This is a genomic window from Mesorhizobium sp. RCAM 06353 (genome assembly GCF_059683585.1).
The window spans coordinates 647,725-665,636 of sequence record NZ_JCASIY010000002.1 but is presented as its reverse complement, the minus strand read 5'-3'; the positions used below and the strand labels follow the sequence as shown (position 1 = coordinate 665,636).

The 17,912-nt window shown below is 60.6% G+C and carries 17 protein-coding genes; 1 reads left to right on the top strand and 16 read right to left on the bottom strand.

Features of this window, described 5'->3' with window-relative positions:
* Positions 1-70: 70 nt before the first annotated feature.
* The 16 genes from AC56QX_RS39395 to AC56QX_RS39320 all read right to left on the bottom strand — a co-directional run bounded on the left by AC56QX_RS39395 (position 71) and on the right by AC56QX_RS39320 (position 15,329).
* Positions 71-1,939 carry an ABC transporter ATP-binding protein gene (locus AC56QX_RS39395; protein WP_497118631.1) on the bottom strand — a complete coding sequence of 623 codons (1,869 nt, stop codon included), beginning with the start codon at positions 1,937-1,939 and terminating at the stop codon, positions 71-73.
* Positions 1,940-2,007: 68 nt separating this feature from the next.
* Positions 2,008-2,919: an SIR2 family NAD-dependent protein deacylase gene (locus tag AC56QX_RS39390; protein ID WP_258599905.1), complete on the bottom strand. Its 912-nt coding sequence runs from the start codon at positions 2,917-2,919 to the stop codon at positions 2,008-2,010.
* 35 nt (positions 2,920-2,954) lie between these two features.
* Positions 2,955-3,167, bottom strand: a complete 213-nt coding sequence (gene nifT, locus AC56QX_RS39385) for a putative nitrogen fixation protein NifT (RefSeq protein WP_183455292.1) — start codon at positions 3,165-3,167, stop codon at positions 2,955-2,957.
* Positions 3,164-3,484 (bottom strand): nitrogen fixation protein NifZ, encoded by a 321-nt coding sequence (locus AC56QX_RS39380; protein WP_183455454.1) that lies wholly within the window; start codon positions 3,482-3,484, stop codon positions 3,164-3,166. Before AC56QX_RS39380 ends, nifT begins: the two co-directional genes overlap by 4 nt.
* Positions 3,485-3,552: 68 nt before the next feature.
* Complete coding sequence (locus tag AC56QX_RS39375) at positions 3,553-3,747, bottom strand: 4Fe-4S binding protein (RefSeq protein WP_183455291.1); 195 nt, start codon at positions 3,745-3,747, stop codon at positions 3,553-3,555.
* A gap of 30 nt (positions 3,748-3,777) precedes the next feature.
* Positions 3,778-5,259 (bottom strand): nitrogenase cofactor biosynthesis protein NifB, encoded by a 1,482-nt coding sequence (nifB, locus tag AC56QX_RS39370; RefSeq protein WP_497118629.1) that lies wholly within the window; start codon positions 5,257-5,259, stop codon positions 3,778-3,780.
* A 239-nt stretch (positions 5,260-5,498) separates the two neighbouring features.
* Complete coding sequence (gene nifA / locus AC56QX_RS39365; protein WP_497118628.1) at positions 5,499-7,238, bottom strand: nif-specific transcriptional activator NifA; 1,740 nt, start codon at positions 7,236-7,238, stop codon at positions 5,499-5,501.
* Positions 7,239-7,405: 167 nt separating this feature from the next.
* Complete coding sequence (locus AC56QX_RS39360) at positions 7,406-7,705, bottom strand: ferredoxin family protein (protein ID WP_183455289.1); 300 nt, start codon at positions 7,703-7,705, stop codon at positions 7,406-7,408.
* 11 nt (positions 7,706-7,716) lie between these two features.
* The gene (locus AC56QX_RS39355) at positions 7,717-9,024 is read right to left on the bottom strand and encodes an FAD-dependent oxidoreductase (protein ID WP_475461308.1); all 1,308 of its coding nucleotides are present in this window, start codon (positions 9,022-9,024) and stop codon (positions 7,717-7,719) included.
* 10 nt (positions 9,025-9,034) lie between these two features.
* On the bottom strand, positions 9,035-10,144 hold the full coding sequence (locus tag AC56QX_RS39350; protein ID WP_497118627.1) for an electron transfer flavoprotein subunit alpha/FixB family protein: 1,110 nt from the start codon (positions 10,142-10,144) through the stop codon (positions 9,035-9,037).
* 16 nt (positions 10,145-10,160) lie between these two features.
* A complete protein-coding gene (locus tag AC56QX_RS39345) occupies positions 10,161-11,012 on the bottom strand; it encodes an electron transfer flavoprotein subunit beta/FixA family protein (protein WP_497118626.1) in 852 nt (283 codons plus the stop codon).
* A 184-nt stretch (positions 11,013-11,196) separates the two neighbouring features.
* Positions 11,197-11,577, bottom strand: coding sequence for a nitrogenase stabilizing/protective protein NifW (gene nifW / locus AC56QX_RS39340; RefSeq protein ID WP_183465742.1), 381 nt, complete (start codon positions 11,575-11,577; stop codon positions 11,197-11,199).
* Between the two features lie 52 nt (positions 11,578-11,629).
* Positions 11,630-11,887, bottom strand: a complete 258-nt coding sequence (locus AC56QX_RS39335) for a hypothetical protein (protein ID WP_497118624.1) — start codon at positions 11,885-11,887, stop codon at positions 11,630-11,632.
* Positions 11,888-13,039 carry a homocitrate synthase gene (gene nifV / locus AC56QX_RS39330; RefSeq protein WP_497118623.1) on the bottom strand — a complete coding sequence of 384 codons (1,152 nt, stop codon included), beginning with the start codon at positions 13,037-13,039 and terminating at the stop codon, positions 11,888-11,890.
* Positions 13,036-14,253 carry a cysteine desulfurase NifS gene (gene nifS / locus AC56QX_RS39325; RefSeq protein ID WP_497118622.1) on the bottom strand — a complete coding sequence of 406 codons (1,218 nt, stop codon included), beginning with the start codon at positions 14,251-14,253 and terminating at the stop codon, positions 13,036-13,038. Before nifS ends, nifV begins: the two co-directional genes overlap by 4 nt.
* A 755-nt stretch (positions 14,254-15,008) precedes the next feature.
* Positions 15,009-15,329, bottom strand: coding sequence for an iron-sulfur cluster assembly accessory protein (locus AC56QX_RS39320; RefSeq protein WP_183455281.1), 321 nt, complete (start codon positions 15,327-15,329; stop codon positions 15,009-15,011).
* A 718-nt stretch (positions 15,330-16,047) separates the two neighbouring features.
* On the opposite strand from AC56QX_RS39320, the gene AC56QX_RS39315 reads away from it, so the two are divergent.
* Positions 16,048-17,115 carry a hemin-degrading factor gene (locus tag AC56QX_RS39315; RefSeq protein WP_497118621.1) on the top strand — a complete coding sequence of 356 codons (1,068 nt, stop codon included), beginning with the start codon at positions 16,048-16,050 and terminating at the stop codon, positions 17,113-17,115.
* Positions 17,116-17,912 lie beyond the last annotated feature (797 nt).

The window sequence follows — 17,912 nt, the reverse complement described above, 5'->3', positions numbered from 1 at the left end:
CACCGCGTGCGGGGGCGTCCGCCGCCGTCATTAGGTTCGATTTCAAGTTCGGCGGCGTGCCCCTTGGTCATCAGGGCGCGCCTCTGTGCGTGATCGCACTGTCATCTTCCGGGCGCAACTGGAGATAATAAAGGGCCTTATAGCGTCCTCGCTTAGCCAACAGCTCTTGATGGGTGCCGCGTTCCACGATCTCGCCATTGTCAATAAACAGGATCCGGTCGGCGTGCCTGAGCGAACTCAGCCGGTGCGCAATGAGGATCGTCACCCTATCCTTGGCGAATCGCCGTATCGCCGCGCGGATGCGCTGCTCAGTGGCGGCGTCGATCGCGGCCGTTGAGTCGTCGAAAATGACGATTGATGGGCGCAGCATCATTGTGCGAGCTATCGTGAGACGCTGGCGCTGGCCGCCCGAGAGGGTGGCGCCGCGTTCGCCAACGACCGTCTTGTAGCCTGCGGGGAGGCTGAGGATGTAATCGTGCAACTGGGCGGATTCGCTGGCGCGCTCGATTCGCTGTTCCTTCGCCCATGGATCGCCATAAGCGATGTTGTTCTCGATCGTGGTAGTGAACAGGAATGCATCCTGCTGTACGACTGCGACTTCCTTGCGAAGTGTGGCAAGGGTGACCGCGCGGATGTCCTGCCCGTCAAGCGTGATGGTGCCCCCGGTGACGTCATAAAAGCGGGCGATCAGGTGAGCGATTGTCGATTTGCCCGAACCGGGCGGACCGACGATAGCGATCGTTTCGCCTCTACGGGCGCAAAAGCTGATATTCTTCAGAATGGGGCGGTTTCCGGTGCCGGGATATACAAACGAGACATTATTGAAGCTCAGAGTGCCTTCACTGATCTCGAGCGGTTTGGCGCCGGAAGCATCCCTGATCGTGATGTCCTGGTCGAGCAGACCGAAGAGGCGCGAGCCGCAAGTGTAAGCGCGGGCGAAGCCATTGACCATTAGGCCGATCTGCCGGACGGGCATTTGCAGAATGGTCATAAACGCAAGGAACGTGGCGAGCGTTCCGACGCTGATTTGGCCCGCGATGAGCTTGTTGCAACCGATCCAGAGGACCAACCCCATGGCCAAAAAGAATGACAGCGTCATCGCCGACGTGTTGGGCACGTAGACGTCAACCTGCTCGTGGGCGAGGGCGAGCGCGTTCTTCGAGGCGCGGTCGAACTTCACCATCTCATAGGCCTGTGCCGAAAACGCGCGGACAACGCGGATGCCTGCGAGATTCTCCTCCATCACGCGGCCTAGAACCGAAAGCCGCTCCTGCAGGTCGAGCCAGGTGGCGCGTAGCTTTAGCTGTGTGACCGACGAGCGCCAGGCTACGAAAGGGACGAAACTCAGCGCGATCACCCCGAGCACCGGGTCGGTTGATATCATCGTGTAGGCGCCGATGCCCATCAGCATGGTGAGCAGAAGCATACGAACCAGGGCGGTGGAAAAATACATCCGCACGCCGTCGAGATCGAGCATGCCGAGGGTGATTAGATCGCCTGAATGAACCCGGTCGTGAAAAGAAAAGCTGAGACGTTGGATCTTGTCGTAGCAAGCAAGTCGCAGTTCGTACGCGACGTGATGCCCGACGGCCTCCGCAAAATAGTTCTGCGCCATCGTGAACAGGCCGCGTAGCGTACTCGCGGCGAGCAGCAGGAGAGCCGAAGTCCAGAGCGCTTGTTCTGCGGGGATCGCCGCAATACCGCCCCCAATCGCTATCTGAGTCTGGTCGACAGCCCGGCCGAGAAGCTGGGGAATGAGCATCTGGAGGATTGCCGCTACGATCGTCGATCCGAAAGCGAAGGCGACCTGCCACCGGTTCCGCAAACTCATGCGGGTAATGCGCAGCAGCGTGCTGAAGCCACGGCCCCACCCGGCCGCTTGCTCATGCTTGGACGAATTCAGAGGCTTCGTCGCGCCGCCAATTGCATCAGTACCCACGTGTATGTTCCAGACTGAATTCCGACGCTTCCTGAGGCAAGCGAGAGACCCACAACTAACGACGCCGGTTAACGAAAATCTTGGCCACCATCTACAGCAGTGCCCGATCCGACGAGGCGAGCAGCGGCTTCACCTAAGGGCATATCGATGACCGTAATTGCGCTTGCCGCAAGGAAACGGCGTTCGTTCTTGGTCAGTATTGCCGCATCCATCACCGCATAGTGTGGCCCTTTGGAGCGCTTCATGATCTGTCGGGCGAAGGTGCGCAGCATCTGATCGTTGAAACGGCAACCGACGAAGAAAAGGCCTCGATAGGTGCGCCGTTCCTTCACCACATCAGGAATCGGCGTCTGGAGATCGATCTCGGTGAGCACTTCGACATAATCGGAATCCGCGACCAGAAAGTTTGCGGCCGGCCTAATGCTGCCGTGAGGCGTATAGAGAACCGTCTTTGCGGCTGATCCGGGTTCGAGTTCGCTCCCAGACAAGTCGTAGGCTTTCGTCCAAATGTCACCGAATTCGTTCGCCCGCGTGACGCCTTGTATCTCAACGACGTCCGTTCGGCCGGCCTCTGCGAGGGTCGTGCGCATGGCACTGTCGTACCAGCTATCGATGATTAGGGAGAGCGGCAGTCTCGCGAGCCAGGTGTGGAGAACAGTCGGCGCCGCCGGCGCTGCGAATATCTCCGCCATCCATGCCTGAAGCGTCCGGCGATGCCGGCGCTGTTCGATGAACTGCGCGACGGACCACATATTGGTGCGAATCTTTGAAGGGGCTGGCGCCCGGCTATTTAGCGCCGCGGCGACGGCTTCCGGCGTGCACGGTACCGACGGTTCAGCGGAACTGAGGCGGAGAAGGCCCGGACCGAGATATGGGATCATCTCATCGGCCCCGAGCGCGTTGCGCGCAAGGTCAAGCAGCTTTTCGGCAAAACTGCCCTGGATGACGACGAGGTGGCCCAAGTTCAGGATCGTGTTCATGCTCATTGCTCTCGCACCCTCTTCCACCCGCAACATCAGTCCTCGTCGGAGATCTTTCTTGCCTCGACGGTGATCGGCAAACGCGTATCGGGCGGAAGGTCGGGTAGGACGAACTGCCAGCCGTTCCTGAGTGTTATGGCCCCGCCCCACAAATGTTCGTTCTCCAGCTTGATGATGGCCTCTTCGCAATCCTTCTTTGGGAGATACGCCGACAAGCCAGCACCGGTCCTGCGGATCATGACTTTCATCGAGCCGTTCCTTCACGGGCACTGCTTTCGGCACTGCAAGGAGCCTCCGCTTTGTCGAGGCTCATCAGTTCACGCGCTCGCATGCCGACCACCGTGCCGCGATCGATCCATTCGACCGCGTAGATGAAGAACTGCTGGAGAAAGGTGCCAATGTCGCGCACATAACCTTCGTCGCCCTTCCGCACGAGGTTTTCGCCGATCTCCCTGCCAGGATAGGTGCCGTCATTCTTTATGTGTCGTGTGGCACGCACCCGCTCACCCGGCGTAAATCGCGGAGGCTTGCGGATTTCGATGTCCTGTTCGCGTCCGAGCCACATGCGATTCATTCCTTTCGAGTTAGAGCCTCCTTCTGAGGCGACGCGGCCGCGGCGAAGCCGAAACGGAGTCAAGCAGGAACGCAGGTCTTCGGCACCGGACATACCGATACGCATTGCTGCGTGTCGGCGGCCTCCTTGCATTCGGTGCATTTGTTCGGATCGATCACATAGGCCTCGCCCTTGAATTTGATCGCTACAGAGGGACATTCGAACTCGCAGGCGCCGCATTGGGTGCATTGGGACGCGATGATCTTGAAAGCCATTTTAACTCCTGGTGGATTGGAATGAGACGGCTAGGCCGTTGCAGCCAGTGGTCCGATCGCAAACGCGGTGGCGTAAACTGCGCTAATTGCGGTTTCGATGTAGTCATGACCATAAGCGTCCGTTGCTCGGATTCCCGCTTCCGCGAGCTGATCCTTCGGGCAATTTCCGATCTTGGCGCAGAGCACGATGTCTATGCCATCCAGCGCAGCGATGACGCCGTCGAGGGTGGCCTTTTCGCCCCAGCCGCCGACGCAATACTGCTCGACCTTGCGATGCCCAACAAAGCTGATCCCTTTCGGCGAGGCTTCAAAAAGTTGGAATTCCCTTGCATGACCGAAGTGTTCATTGACGCGGCCGCCCCCCTTAGTCGCCACCGCGACGAGAAGGGACTTGCCGGAGCCTGCTGCCTTGACCATTCCGATGGCCGCGCTCCTGGCCGCCACATGATCACGGCGCTCGTGCGCGACCACCTGTCGATAGGCCTCGCGCTTGCTGGAGTCGTAGGTGTCCTTGCCGGCAATCCGGTCGAGCGTGAATTCCTGGCCACGATCCCCGCCGAGCAGGCCGACGGCATCGGCCCGGCACTGCCGGCAGTGGCGCATCAACTTGGCGCCGCCGTCGAGACGATCCTGAAGCGCCTTCAACTCTGTTGCATTTGGACCGCGCTGCCCAGTCAGGCCGTAGTGCGTACCGTGCGCCGGGTCGGAAATCAGCGGCATGACGTTATGCAGGAACGCGCCACGCTCCTTGACCAATTTGTTCACGTCGATCAGATGCTCGTCGTTGACGCCGGGAATCATCACCGAATTGATTTTCGTGAGGATGCCGCGCGCGGTGAGCATCTCCAGGCCCAACATCTGCCGCTCGTGCAGGATTCGGGCGGCCTCGATGCCGGCGTAGCGGCGATGATCGTAAAAGATCCAAGGATAGATCTTTGCGCCGACTTCCGGGTCGACCATGTTGATGGTGATAGTCACGTGATCGACGTTCATGTCGGCGAGCTCGGCGACATGGTCAGGCAGCGCGAGCCCATTGGTTGAGACGCAAAGCTTGATGTCGGGGATCTCTCTGGCGACGCTTTCGAAGGTTGCCCTTGTCTTTTTCCAGTCGTAACAGGCATCGCCCGGTCCGGCGATCCCGAGTACGGAAAGCTGCGGCACCTCGTTGGCGACCGCGATCACCTTGCGCAGCGCCTGGTCGGGTGTCAGTTTTTCCGAAACGACCCCAGGCCGACTTTCGTTGGCGCAGTCATATTTGCGATTGCAGTAGTTGCACTGGACATTGCAGGCCGGTGCGACCGCGACGTGCATGCGCGCGAAAAAGTGATGCGCTTCTTCCGAAAAGCACGGGTGATCCTTGATCTTGTCCCAGACAGCCGGATCCATGTCCTCCGGCTTTCCCGCCACGCCGCAGGTTGACGGCGCGCAGCCACCGGATCTCGCGGACGCCAGCAACTCGTCGAAGACTGTCGTGCTGGTCAGGCCCTGAAGCGAAATTGTCGGTGCGGACATCAAACGGCTCCGTTGCTGGTAACGTCGCAGTTCAAAGCGCAAGAGTTATGCCGGCTCAAAGAGCGGTTCTAGTTCCCGATTGGCTCTCCGTGTCGCATTCTGTCGGTTTGCTCCGGCACAATTTTGTCCGGCTTGTGACAGTGCACAAGCCAATCGGGTCGAGGAGGCACCGCGTCCTGGGCACGCACAGCGTGAGGAAGACACTCCGAACTGACGTTTGAAGTCGCCAGCACGCCTGGCTAGAATTTCTTCACCTCGATACCATACCGGCGCAGAGCGTAGCCGACCTGCCGCGACGTGAGGCCCAGGACACGAGCCGCCTTGGCCTGAACCCAACCGGCCTTCTGCATCGCGTCGGTCAGCCGCTCGCGTTCCGTCAGGTGCCGGCCCTTTGCGGGGCAAGCGGGATCATTGGGATCGCAGGCCTTCACGGGCGAGAACCCTTCCGGGGCCTCGATGCGCCGGATCGGCATCTTCGAGAGCTCGTCCGTGGCATTGCCGCCATGCGAAGGGTCGGCTCCTTTCCAGAGAAGCGAAGAAAGGCATTGGTTGTTCTGGCAAGCGAAATCCGATGGAGTGATCGTCGTCGAACGCGCAAGTGTCGCTGTCCTTTGAACGCAGTTTTCCAACTCGCGGACATTGCCAGGGAAATAGCATTGCGAGATCAGGTCAAGCGCCAGCGGCGCGAAGGCGAGCTCGCGATGGTTTTCCTTGTTGAACCGCTCGAGGAACGCGTTCGCAAGGCGTGGAATATCGCCGGCGCGCTCTCTGAGCGGGGGTAGGATGATTGGCACGACATTGATGCGGTAATAAAGGTCGGCCCTGAACTCCCCATTTAAGACAGCCGTCTCAAGATCCTTGTTGGTGGCGCATATGAGCCGGACATCGACCTGAAGCGTTCTCGTGCCGCCGACTCGCTCTAGTTCGCCTTCCTGCAGGACGCGCAACAGCTTGGCTTGAAAAGCAGGCGAAATCTCGCCGATTTCATCAAGTAGCAGCGTTCCGCCATTTGCCAGTTCGAAGCGGCCGGCGCGCTGCGAGATAGCCCCGGTGAAGGAGCCCTTTTCGTGCCCAAACAACTCTGATTCCAGAACGCTTTCAGACAGTGCTGCGCAGTTTAATTTGACGAAAGCCTTCTTCCCCCGGGCTGAAAGCTTGTGGATGGCTTGGGCAAAGAATTCCTTGCCAGTGCCGCTTTCGCCCCGCAGAAGCACTGTGGAATTGGTTCTCGCCACGACCGAGACGGTTTCGAGTACCCGCTTGAGCGCGAGACTTTCCCCGATGATCCCGTCGATTTTGATATGCCGATGCCGGGCTGCGTCGGCCCTGTTCTCGTCGAACGACTTCTCCGGTCGCCCTTGCTCCTCAATGTATCGCTGACCATCCATACTCAGCATACGATGGAGACGAATGGTGCGGCCGACAAGGTTGGCCACCATGGTCAGGAACCGTACGTCCTCGTCGCCGGAAGAGATGCTCTCGCCCTCACCGACGCGGTCGATCGACAATGTTCCAAGGATCTCGTGCTCGGCTACTAGCGGGATTCCGATGAAGGCAATTGGGATCGTGCCGCCACTCGAAGACGGCTGAACCTCAGCCTGAAATAGTTCGGACTTGCCAACGTCCTGTATTATGAGCGGCGCCTCCGTAGCGACGATCCGGTCTATCGCGGCTTGCGGTATGACGCGGCCAATTTCTGATTGAGATGGGTGGGAACTGCCGACGATTGCGGTAATCCCCGGCGCTGCTTCGGCGTCCAGGACGACGATGGCTCCATGGCGCAATTGCACAAATGAAGAAAGGGTATTCACGACATTGGCGATGGTAATCTCAAGCCGGGTGGGGGCAGTCAGGACCTGCGATATTTCGTAGAATCCCCTGGGGGAGATGTCCGGTTCGTGGATGGAGTTGATCCGTGGTTCAGGCAGGGTGTTCGAAGGTCCTTCTTCTTCGAGCCTATCGCTCGGCATGAGAGCCATGGAAACACCTCAGGGGTCTTCCAGAGTGCTCCTTCCATGCGCCATTTTGGATTCTGAAATTCGAAAGCACAGAATTCATGAGCTCCTCTCAAACTGCGAGATCGGTCTAAAAAATGCTTTGGCGTTTGCTTGCATTTCAGGTGCAGCCGAAACGGTGCGATCGCCGATCACCCGAATTTGAAGAGGACACCGAAGCCGCCGCGCGGGTAGTTCCACTCGATCTCGCCATTGCTCTCGCACAATATCCGGCAAGTGCCGCACTCCATGCAGCCGTCGGCGGTGATCTCCACTTGACCCTTGTCGTTCAACTCATAGCATTTCGCCGGGCAGATGTGGGTAAGCGCGCGCAAGTTCGCGCTCGGGCTCTCGTGCGGTCGCACTTTGATATGCGGCCGGCCAGGATCGACCAGATAGCGGTTCTGGTAAAGCTTGTCCTCGACGCGTAAATTCGTCACTGCGATCGTCATCCTGTCTTCCCTCAGCGCCAGGCCAATGCCAGGCGGACCGCGTCGCTGACCAGCCCCCAGCGAGAACGCACGTTGATAAAGGCGCGCGTGGTGGCCTTTTCCTTTTCAATCTTCGGTGTGCCGTCGACACGCATCAAGTTCTGCGCGGCCAGGGATATCAAGCGCGGATAGGTCGTGAAGAAGTTGCTGGAATTCGTGTGGATCAAGGCCGGCATGTCTTTGTATTTCCGAAGGTCTTTGACCACGAAGGAGTTGTCCAGCATGGTCTTGTAGATGGTGAGGTTTCGTCTGGTCATCGGATTGTTGCGGCGCTTGACCCCGACGATTGCCTCAGCCGCGATCCGGCCGGAGGTCATGGCGAGGTTCGAACCTTCGCGGTGAATCGCGTTGTTTAATTGGGCGGCATCACCGACCACGACCCAGCCGTCGCCAAAGAGCTGCGGAATCGCCTTGTGGCCGCCTTCGGGAATGAGATGCGCGGCATATTCCTTCACCTCAGAGCCGGCGATCAGCGGCCGGATCGATGGGTGGTTTTTGAACGCATCGAGAAGGACGTAAGGGCTCTCCATCGTCGCGGCGAAATCGGAGACGAGGCAGCCTATGCCCAATGAGATTGACTCCTTGTTGGTGTAGAGGAAGCCGAGCCCAGCCATGCTGCGGGAGATCGTCCCCACCGCCTCGATGACGCAGCCTTCATCGCCCTTGACGCCGAACCGCTGCTCAATGACCTCTTCGGGCAGGAAATGCATTTCCTTTACGGCGAGCGCCACGGTTTCTGGTTTCGGCATCTTGCGCAGGCCGGCGCGCGTGCCAAGCAGTCCCGAGACACCTTCTGCGAGAACGACCACGTCCGCGAAGATCGGCCCGCCGGCCCGGTCCGTGCGGACGCCGACCACCTTGTCCTGGGCATCACGGACGAGTTCCGTTACGGTCGTCTCGCACAGAACCGTCGCCCCGGCCTCGCGCACCTTGCGCGAAAACCATTTGTCGAACTGGGCGCGTATGATCGTGTAGCGGTTGGGCTTTGCCTCGTTGAAGTCATCCGACCGATAGTGAATCCCGGTGTGGGAGGTCTCGTCCATCACCCAAAGCCGCTGTTCAACCAGATGCCGCTCAAGAGGCGCATCATCCCGGAAATCGGGGATGATCTTCTCCAGCATGTTCGCGTACATGATGGCGCCCTGAACGTTCTTGGAGCCCGGATATTCACCGCGCTCCAATTGCAGCACGTTCAGGCCGTTGCTTGCCATGATGTAAGCAGCTGCGTTCCCGGACATGCCGGCCCCGACGACGATGGCGTCGAATTTCTCCTCGATCATATCCGTTTCCTTAGCTTGCAAGCTTGTCGCGACTGTGCGGCGACAGCCGCCGGGTAAAGGCTTCCGTAAGTGCGGGCAGGAAGCGGATGGCATCGGTCACGATCCCGAGGTGGGCAAAATCGAAAATCGGCGCGGTCGGGTCGGTGTTGATGGCCACGATGAGATCGGCGCCCTCAACTCCAACCCGGTGCTGAATGGCGCCGGAAATCCCCGCCGCAATGTAAAGCTTCGGCCGGATGGTCTTGCCAGTTTGGCCGATCTGTCGATCAGCCGGCATCCAGCCTTTCTGGACCAGTGGGCGCGAACAGCCATGTTCGGCGCCAATTGCTCGAGCGAGATTCTTCACAAGCTGCAGGTTCTCCGCCGCGCCGAGGCCAAGGCCTCCCGCAACCACGACGTCGGCATAGGCGAGATTTGCCTTTGCCGACTGGCTATCAGGCAGGAAGCCGAGGACTTTGGTCACGATCTCGTCCTCGGCCAGAGATACCTTGTGCTGGATGATACGCCCGACGGGCTTATCCCTGCGCTGCGGCATGGGCATGACCCTCGCTCGCACTGTCGCCATCTGCGGCCGGTAGTTGAGCGTGTAGATCGTGCATAACAAGGAACCGCCGAAAGTCGGACGGGTAGCCGCGAGCGAACCGTCGGTATCCACGTCAAGTTCGGTGCAGTCGGCCGTGAGCCCGGTCTGCAAGGTCGTCGCCACGGACCCGGCAAGATCCCTGCCGAGCGTGGTCGCTCCGAGAAGAAGGATCTCGGGTTTGTGGGTATCGACCAGATCCGTCATCGCCTTGGTAAACGGCTCATTTCGATAATCGGCGAGCAGCGGTACCTCGGCGACGTAGACAAGGTCGGCGCCATAAGCGAACGCCTCGGCAACGGCATACCAGGTGGCTTCTCCTGGCGGTCCGAGCACGACGCCCGCAAGCTGGACGCCAAGCTTGTCGGCCAGCTTGCGGCCTTCGCCGAGCAGTTCGAAAGACACGGGATGGACTTGGCCACGTTCGAGTTCGATGAAGACCCAGACGTGCCGGTAGTCCTTGAAACGGTCAGGCAGTTCTTTCTTTATGCCGGCACGGCCGGCGGCAGGGCGAGCGGGTTCTCGATTCGCTGTCGACATTGTCTACTCCTGGCCGTCACGCGCCGTTGTTGAAGGCGAGTTCATGTTCCAGCGGCGGCTGACGGGTGAAGATTGCGGCGATGAGTTCGTCAGCGGCATCGCGCAAGGTCTTCTCCGCGGTCTCGATTTGCTCCGCTTTTTCCGCCCGCGCAGTCGGGGCAAAAACGCGCTTGACGACCGTCGGCGAGCCGCGCAGCCCACATCTGGTAAGGTCCTCAATGCCAGCGGCGACCGCAGTCCACTTGACGATCTGACTACGCGCGGCGCACAGCGCGTCCTCGAACGAGCCCCGCCGGATCTCGTTTGTGCCTTCCAGCACGGTGATGAGGCAAGGCAGCCTGCTCTTCAGCATCTGCGTGCCGCCTTCGCAGCGGCGCTCGACCTCGATCTCGCGGGCAGCAAGGTCAATGCAGCCGATTTTCGCGACGTAGGTGAGTTGTTGGAGGTCGAGGCGCTTGGCTATGCCAGGCCCGACCTGGGCGGTGTCGCCATCGATCGTCTGCTTGCCGGTAAACACGATGTCGGGCGGGCCAAACGTTTCGCCAATCTTCGCTATTGCTTGGGAAAGAGCGAAGGAGGTCGCCAGCGTGTCCGAGCCGGCAAAATAACGGTCGGTCAAGAGCACCGCCCGATCGGCTCCGTAACCGAGCGCCTTGCGTAGCGAGTCTTCTGCCATGGGCGGACCCATGCTGAGCACGGTGACCTCGCCACCATAAGCGTCGCGCAGTCTGAGTGCTTCTTCCAGGGCAAACAAGTCATAAGGGTTGATGATGGTCGGAACACCCTGGCGCATGATCGTGTTCGTCACCGGATGGACCCGGATTTGTGCCGAGTCCGGCACCTGCTTGATGCAGATTACGATGTGCATTGGCGGTTTCTCTAGGCTCCTATCGGGATACGGGCTTGGCAGTTCATCTTCTCCCCCGCATCATTCGTGCCAATTGTTTTGCATGCCCATATTCCTGGAAGTTCGGTTGGTTGCGCTGAGGGCGCCGTCGTGATGACCGAATTTGTCGGCTTCTCGACAATGACGCGTCGCAATCGTGTCGCGCTCATTCCTTTTCGAACCGCTTCAATGCGGCGTCGAACGGGACGAAGGTGCGGCCCGGCATGGCAGGTTTGTTCGGATCGTGGTCCTTAAGCACCTTAAAGACACGGTGCGTGAGCGGCGAGGAAGCAGCGAAGTCCTCGTAGGCCCGTTCCAGCTTGGTGCGCACCCGCGCGGCGATCACCTGGTCAGGCAGACCGGAGAAATCTTCTTCGGCAAGGTATTCCCCCACGCGCTTCATAATATGGAGCCGTGAGACGTCGAGCACCTTCGGGTCATAGGAAGCGCCAAGGACCGCGAAGAACTCCTCCGCAGCCGAAAGGCCCTTCAGTCGCGCGAGAATGTCCGTCACGTCGACGGTATGGCCATCAGCAGAACAAGTCATTGCACTCTCCCTGGGTCGGAAACTGTGGTGTCAGGTGCGTTCGTCGCACCGGCTAATCTGCAGTCGCGAATGGGATGCCGTCATCGGGCAGGTGACGTCGAGATCGAAGCGGCCATTCAAACGCGGCAACGCCGACCAGCGTCACGCGAGGCGGGACGTTCTCCATCAGCGCATGGGCGCCGACCCGGCGGTCGCGCGCCTTCACATCGGCGATGACCTTATGGACCATCAGGGCTAGCCGAGCGGCTTTACGCCGCCCCGCGCGGCTACCAATCCGGAGGAAATGGTCGAGGATGAATGACATCGCCACCTACTCGATTCCAAGGTCTCGGCCGGCTGCCTCGCTGCGCAGTGTGTCGTAGAGCTCGACCAGTTGAGTTGCGGTGACGGTCGATTTGGTCTCGGTCGCCTTGCGGCGGACGCGGGCAACCATCGCGGCTGCCAGATCCGGGTCGAGATCGCGGCCACTATCGCCCAGCACATAGGCGATCGCGGTCGCACCGGAATGCTTGCCAATGATGATTCGCCGGCAGCGGCCCACGAGAGCCGGATCGAGCCCCTGATAGGTACGCGGGTCCTTCAGCAGCCCCGCGACGTGAATGCCGGACTCGTGGCTGAAAACATCGGCGCCGACGATCGGCTTCATGGCCGCGGTCTGCCGGCAGGCGGCCCAAGCCACCTGGGCGGCGAGGTCCGGCAATGCGGTCAGCTCGATGCCTGTATCCGCGCCGTCGAGAACGGCCATCGCGGTGGCCACCTCTTCCAGCGCGGCATTGCCCGCCCGCTCTCCGAGCCCCAGGACGGTGACGGAGGCATGACGGGCGCCGGCGCGGATTGCTGCCAGCGTGTTGGCGACCGCAAGGCCGAGATCGTTGTGTGCATGGAATTCGAGGTCGATGGGAGACAGCGCCGCGAGCTGAGCGACAATCTCGAAGGTCGAAAAAGGGTCGAGAACGCCGACCGTATCGGCCAGCCTGACGCGGCTTGCGCCGGCGCGCGCGGCCGTCTCAATGACGCGGGCCAGATGATCCCGATCGGCTCGCGAGGCATCCTCGCAGCCGACGGCAACGAAAAAGCCGTGGGCGGCTGCGCGCCCGACCATCTGCGCGATGATCTGGAGCGCTGCCCCCTGATCGAGGCCGAGTTTGGCGGCCAATTGGATGTCCGATGCAGGCAGCGACAGATTGACGGCGGTGACGCCGCTCTCGATCGCCGCCTCGAGATCCCGCGACGTCATCCGGCACCAGGCCGTGAGCCGCACCGGGAGACTCCTGGCGACCGCGGCGCGAATTGTTTCGATCTCGTCGCCGCCCATGCTCGGCGTCCCGATCTCGATCTCTGGGATGCCGGCTGCCGCGAGAGACTCGGCGAGCTCCAGCTTTTCCGCAATGGTGAAGGAGACGCCGGGTGCCTGCTCGCCATCGCGCATGGTGGTATCGTTGAGGAAGACATCACGGTTCATGAAAGGAAGTCTATTCTGCTGCCGCTCTGGACTAGACCCGATTGATGATCTTCATTACCTCGCCTCGCCGGCCCAGGACTGGGTGAGCCACGCACCTTCTCCACGATCGGCGGCAAGACCTCGAGCACTCGGTCGATGTCCGCTTCGCCGTTGTCGCGCGCGAGGGAGAAGCGGACTGCGCCGTGCGGCGTTTTCATGGCCCTCAGAACGTGGCTCGATTCCAATGAGCCGGAGGTGCACGCGGAGCCGGAGGAACACGCAATTCCGGCGCGGCTGAGGAGAACTGGGATTCTATCGCCTTCGACATGTGCAAAGCCAATGTTTGCGGTGTTTGGCAACCGCTCCAGCGGATCGCCATTGACGAAGGTGTTTGGGACGCGCTCGAGTATCCCGTCTTCAAGGCGGTCGCGCAGCGACTTTACCCGTGTGGTCGCGTCGTCCACGAATTTCAAGGCGAGTTGGGCCGCCATGCCCAGCCCGGCTATGCCAGGCGTATTCTCGGTGCCCCCACGCCGATCGTGCTCTTGGTGCCCGCCTTTGATCATCGAGCGGAAGGGCACGCCACGTTTTACAAAAAGCGCTCCAATCCCTTTCGGGCCATGCAGCTTGTGGCCGGACAGCGACAGCATGTCGATTGCGGTCGATTTCAGGTCCATGGGAACTTTGCCGACCGCCTGCACAGCATCAGTATGGAAGAGGGCGCCGGCTTCCTTGGCCAACTCAGCAAGCTGGCCAACAGGGAAGATCGTGCCGGTCTCGTTGTTTGCCCACATGATCGAGACGATTGCCACGCGTGGGCTCAGGGCGGACCTGTAGGCGTCGAGGTCGAGCCGGCCCTGGCGATCCACCGGGATCCTGTGCACCGTGACGGCCCGCGTCTTCTCAAGATGCGTGCAGAGTGTCAGCACCGCAGGATGCTCGACCGCGGAAATCAGGATCTCTGTCCGGCTGGGCAACACCTCCAGCGCCGAAAGAATCGCTGCATTGTCGCTTTCCGTCCCGCCCGATGTGAAGATGATCTCATGGTCGAGCTCGGCGCCGATCAGCGCTTGCAGCTGCAGGCGCGCCTTATTCACCGCCGCAAAGGCCGAGGCGCCGAAATCATGCGTCGACGAAGGGTTGCCGAATCGATCCCTAAAGAACGGCAACATCGTTTGAACGACCTCAGGATCGACCCGTGTCGTGGCGTTGTTGTCGAGATAGACAGGTCTCATGCTGTGATCCCTCAGTTGACCAGAACGAAGCGACGCGGGAGATCGGTCGCATGGAGCTCTGGCGCAGGCCCTTGGTGGGTGATGGAGACTGTCGGCCGGTGCAGGCGTCCGAAAGTCTGACGTCGACATGGTCGCCGTCGATATCGTCAAGTTCGCCTCCCCGGCGAGGGCCTCCGGTTAACTCCCGACAGCGTCTACTATCAGTCGAGTTTGCTGCAGCGCCGTCACTGGGCGGCCGGCAACTTCGGGCCCTCCAGGAGCTGAACTGTTTCGGGCGGGGACGTTCCGCGCATCCCACCTGAAGCAATCGCCGGTCCCGAGACGGGCTTCGACCTTGCCTCCTTGTTGAAGGCGCGGGCGTCTGTTTTGGCGGGCGTCTAGACCGGCTCTGCCGCAATAGACCCCGCCGCAGGCATTTCTCCCTGGACCAGTACAAGCACTTCCACGATGGCTGCCAGGCATCCCGGGGCAGCCTTTGTGTAGCAACTGATCTGCTCCATGGCGGTTTGCCGATGGTGAGTTCGATAGCCACCGACAATGAGGCGACCGCGGCGCGGCCGCTGAAGGTCTGGCGCTCGGCGGCAGTGATCCTTGACGTCCCCCGGTCGATGCCGTTGACAGATTCAAACATGTCGCCGTAGCGGATGGTCCCGAGCTTACCTCCTGAATTGGCTGTTTCCAGAACGTCGGCATGCGTCCGGTTGAAGTGTTCCTTGGCCTTCCCGCTAAAGTTCCACATGCGGCTTCTCGGGCGATCAGCCGAAGGACTTGCCGCAAGCGCACTTCTCCCGCGCGTTGGGATTATCGAAGACGAAGCCGGAGGACTCCAACCCCGTGACAAAGTCGACGGTCATGCCTGCTACATGGGGTTGTGACCCTACGTCCACGAATACCTTGACCCCATCTGCCTCAATGATCGCATCGCCCTCGCGCAAGACGCTCTCGGGGCCCATCGAGTATTTGAAGCCGGCGCAGCCGCCGGTCTGGACCATGATACGAAAGCCTTCCGCCGGCTCGCTGGCGCGGGAAAGGACGGTCTTGACGGCAGCAACTGCGGTGTGGGTGAGCGTAATCATGGCTCGAATTTCTCCTCAATCCGTTACGCATTTGCGGACGACAGTGCACGTGTCATGCCAAAGTAAAACGTTTTTAAAACAAAAGCTTGGCTCTTCAGCCCTGTGTCGGATGTGCGACATTGTCGGAAGTGCGTACGTCGCTCGTCACGTGAATTGCGCCGTAGCAATCCCGTCCTCGTTCCTGGAAGACGGCTGGGCGACACAACTGATGGTTTGTCTAACCCGCGACACAGTGGTCTCGGCGTGGGTCGTGCCACTCCTGCCTAAACCCTTGACCCGTATGCGAACGTCTTTCCGAGGTCGCTTCTGCGCAATTGGCACGACTTTTGAAGCCCCGCTTTGGAAGGCGGCACAACTGCCGACCGACACTGATTCGCGGGTGGCCTCGCGATCAGTGGAACGATGTAAGGGAAGCAAGATGTCAGGTTTTGACCAGATCCGCTTTCTGAAGGAAAGCAGCCCGGCCCGTCCACCCCCAAACGCGGGATCGGTCGGTTGGCGTCGACCTCTACAATGGCTCGCTACCAGCCAGTCGCCGGCGACCGCTTGATGGGAGACCGACATCTCGCTGTCAGTCTCGTTGCGCCGTCGTACAGGAGCCAGCGCCTTTCGAGCCGGTGGTCCTGGCCGAGCAAAAGATCGGCATCGAGCACACGGGCGGGCTCGATTGGAACAGGACAGCTGATCCTCAACAATTATGTAGAAGCAGGGGTAAGACATGGACCAGCGCGAGAAACCCTCTCCGGACCAAATCCGGCGGGCACAGGAAGACAGTCCGAAAATCCGCGAGCATGATCTCGCCGCCAAATTGAGCATTTCGGAAGCGGAGCTGGTCGCGGCGCATTGCGGTTCCGGCGCGGCGCGCATCGAGCCGCGCGTCAATGATCTGCTGATAGGCCTCGAAGCCGTGGGCGAGGTGAGGGCGGTGACCCGAAATCAAAGTGCCGTGCACGAGAAGATTGGCTTGTACAACAAGGTCGTAACCGGCAGCCACCATGCCATGGTTCTCGGCGACGACATCAACCTGCGCATCTTCCCGAAGGGTTGGGCGCATGGCTTTGCCGTTGAAAAGCGCGACGACGGCAACATCCGCCGCAGCCTGCAATTCTTCGACGCTGCCGGCGCAGCAGTGCATCAGGTGGATGTCAGGCCGGCCTCCAACCTCTACGCCTATCAAAAGCTGGTGGCGGAGCTCGCATCCTCGAACCAGGAGCCGATCTTGTGGGTTAAGGCAAACGGAGCCGACTCTGACGCAGAGGTTCCGGACCAAGCCGCCATGGTCACGGAGCTGCGCGAGCACTGGAGCCGGCTGACAGACGTGCATCAGTTCTTCGACATGCTGAAGACGCTGAAGCTCAGTCGCTGCCGGGCGCTGCGCATGGTTGGCCAGGATTACGCCTGGCAACTCGACAATGCCGCCGTTGGCGCCATGTTCCAATGCGCGAGCGAAGACGAGATGCCGATCATGTGCTTCGTCGGCAACCGTGGCTGCATCCAGATCCATTCCGGCCCGATCAAGTCGGTCAAGCCCATCGGGCCGCGGATCAATGTGCTGGACGAAACCTTCCGCCTGCATCTCACAACCCACCACATCCGCGAGGTTTGGGCCGTGCGCAAGCCGACCAGGGACGGTCACCTCACCTCACTCGAAGCCTATGGCGCCGACGGCAGAATGATCATCCAGTTCTTCGGCGAACGCCGCGAAGGCGAATGCGAGCGCGGCGACTGGCGGCTCCTGGCCGAGACCCTGCCGCGTATTCCAACCCCGACGGACCCAATGAGGTAAGACCGATGCATGGTGATTTCCGTTTTCGCTCGGTGCCCGCGCCGGTAATGTGGGTTCTGCTGGCTACCGCTCTGCCTGCCGCTGCCACCGAGGGCGCAGCTGTCTTTTCGGATCCGCCGCGGATCGCCTCGATTGGGGGTTCCATCGCCGAGATTGCCTATGCCGTTGGAGAGTATGGTCATCATAGCTCCCGTTTTGACGACCCGAACGCCGCGCTGAAGCTATGGCTCAGCTGCCCCGCGCAGGGGGGTCTGTCGCTCCAGGGTCCAACATTCTCGCCTTGCTCGACGGAGGGCAAGTGATGGACGTGAAATCGATTGGTCCCATTATCACTATGCCAGAGCACGGCCTCCACAAAGGCATACTCGAAAGATCCGCGTCGCCGGCAAGGCGCGGTCGACGCCAGGGCCAGGAAGTCCTGTGCCGACAGGGCATAGGCCGAAAAGCAGACGGCCTCGATCAAAGGACGCGGAAAGGCCGCGAACGCTTGGTCTATGCAGCCGCACGCAAGGTATTCATTGCGCCATTCCTTGCTTGTGACCTGTACAACCTCTGGAGGCGCAACATCTAGCTACAGACAAAATCCAGTGTTTTCAGCATTGATGGTAGTGCTGGATGTACAGCAGGTCGGCATGCCATGGGCGGCCGGGCCGGGGTTGGCGGGACCAGATGAGCTGGAGGCGGTCCTCTCCTTCGACCTGGACGGCAGCCGGGAAGCTCGAGTCGTTGATGTCGCGACGCCGCGCCAAAAAAGGCCCGGCATTCAGCATCGGCACCAATCCCGCTCATCGCGTAAA

Excerpts from the sequence above, each read along its gene's own strand:
- AC56QX_RS39315 (WP_497118621.1), top strand. The coding sequence starts at position 16,048 with ATGGACCAGCGCGAGAAACCCTCTCCGGACCAAATCCGGCGGGCACAG.
- AC56QX_RS39390 (WP_258599905.1), bottom strand. The coding sequence starts at position 2,919 with ATGAACACGATCCTGAACTTGGGCCACCTCGTCGTCATCCAGGGCAGT.
- nifV (WP_497118623.1), bottom strand. The coding sequence starts at position 13,039 with ATGAACCGTGATGTCTTCCTCAACGATACCACCATGCGCGATGGCGAG.
- nifA (WP_497118628.1), bottom strand. The coding sequence starts at position 7,238 with ATGGCTCTCATGCCGAGCGATAGGCTCGAAGAAGAAGGACCTTCGAAC.
- AC56QX_RS39380 (WP_183455454.1), bottom strand. The coding sequence starts at position 3,484 with ATGTGGCTCGGACGCGAACAGGACATCGAAATCCGCAAGCCTCCGCGA.
- AC56QX_RS39320 (WP_183455281.1), bottom strand. The coding sequence starts at position 15,329 with ATGATTACGCTCACCCACACCGCAGTTGCTGCCGTCAAGACCGTCCTT.
- nifT (WP_183455292.1), bottom strand. The coding sequence starts at position 3,167 with ATGAAAGTCATGATCCGCAGGACCGGTGCTGGCTTGTCGGCGTATCTC.
- AC56QX_RS39360 (WP_183455289.1), bottom strand. The coding sequence starts at position 7,705 with ATGACGATCGCAGTGACGAATTTACGCGTCGAGGACAAGCTTTACCAG.
- nifW (WP_183465742.1), bottom strand. The coding sequence starts at position 11,577 with ATGACTTGTTCTGCTGATGGCCATACCGTCGACGTGACGGACATTCTC.
- nifB (WP_497118629.1), bottom strand. The coding sequence starts at position 5,259 with ATGTCCGCACCGACAATTTCGCTTCAGGGCCTGACCAGCACGACAGTC.
- AC56QX_RS39350 (WP_497118627.1), bottom strand. The coding sequence starts at position 10,144 with ATGTCGACAGCGAATCGAGAACCCGCTCGCCCTGCCGCCGGCCGTGCC.
- AC56QX_RS39355 (WP_475461308.1), bottom strand. The coding sequence starts at position 9,024 with ATGATCGAGGAGAAATTCGACGCCATCGTCGTCGGGGCCGGCATGTCC.
- AC56QX_RS39345 (WP_497118626.1), bottom strand. The coding sequence starts at position 11,012 with ATGCACATCGTAATCTGCATCAAGCAGGTGCCGGACTCGGCACAAATC.
- nifS (WP_497118622.1), bottom strand. The coding sequence starts at position 14,253 with ATGAGACCTGTCTATCTCGACAACAACGCCACGACACGGGTCGATCCT.
- AC56QX_RS39375 (WP_183455291.1), bottom strand. The coding sequence starts at position 3,747 with ATGGCTTTCAAGATCATCGCGTCCCAATGCACCCAATGCGGCGCCTGC.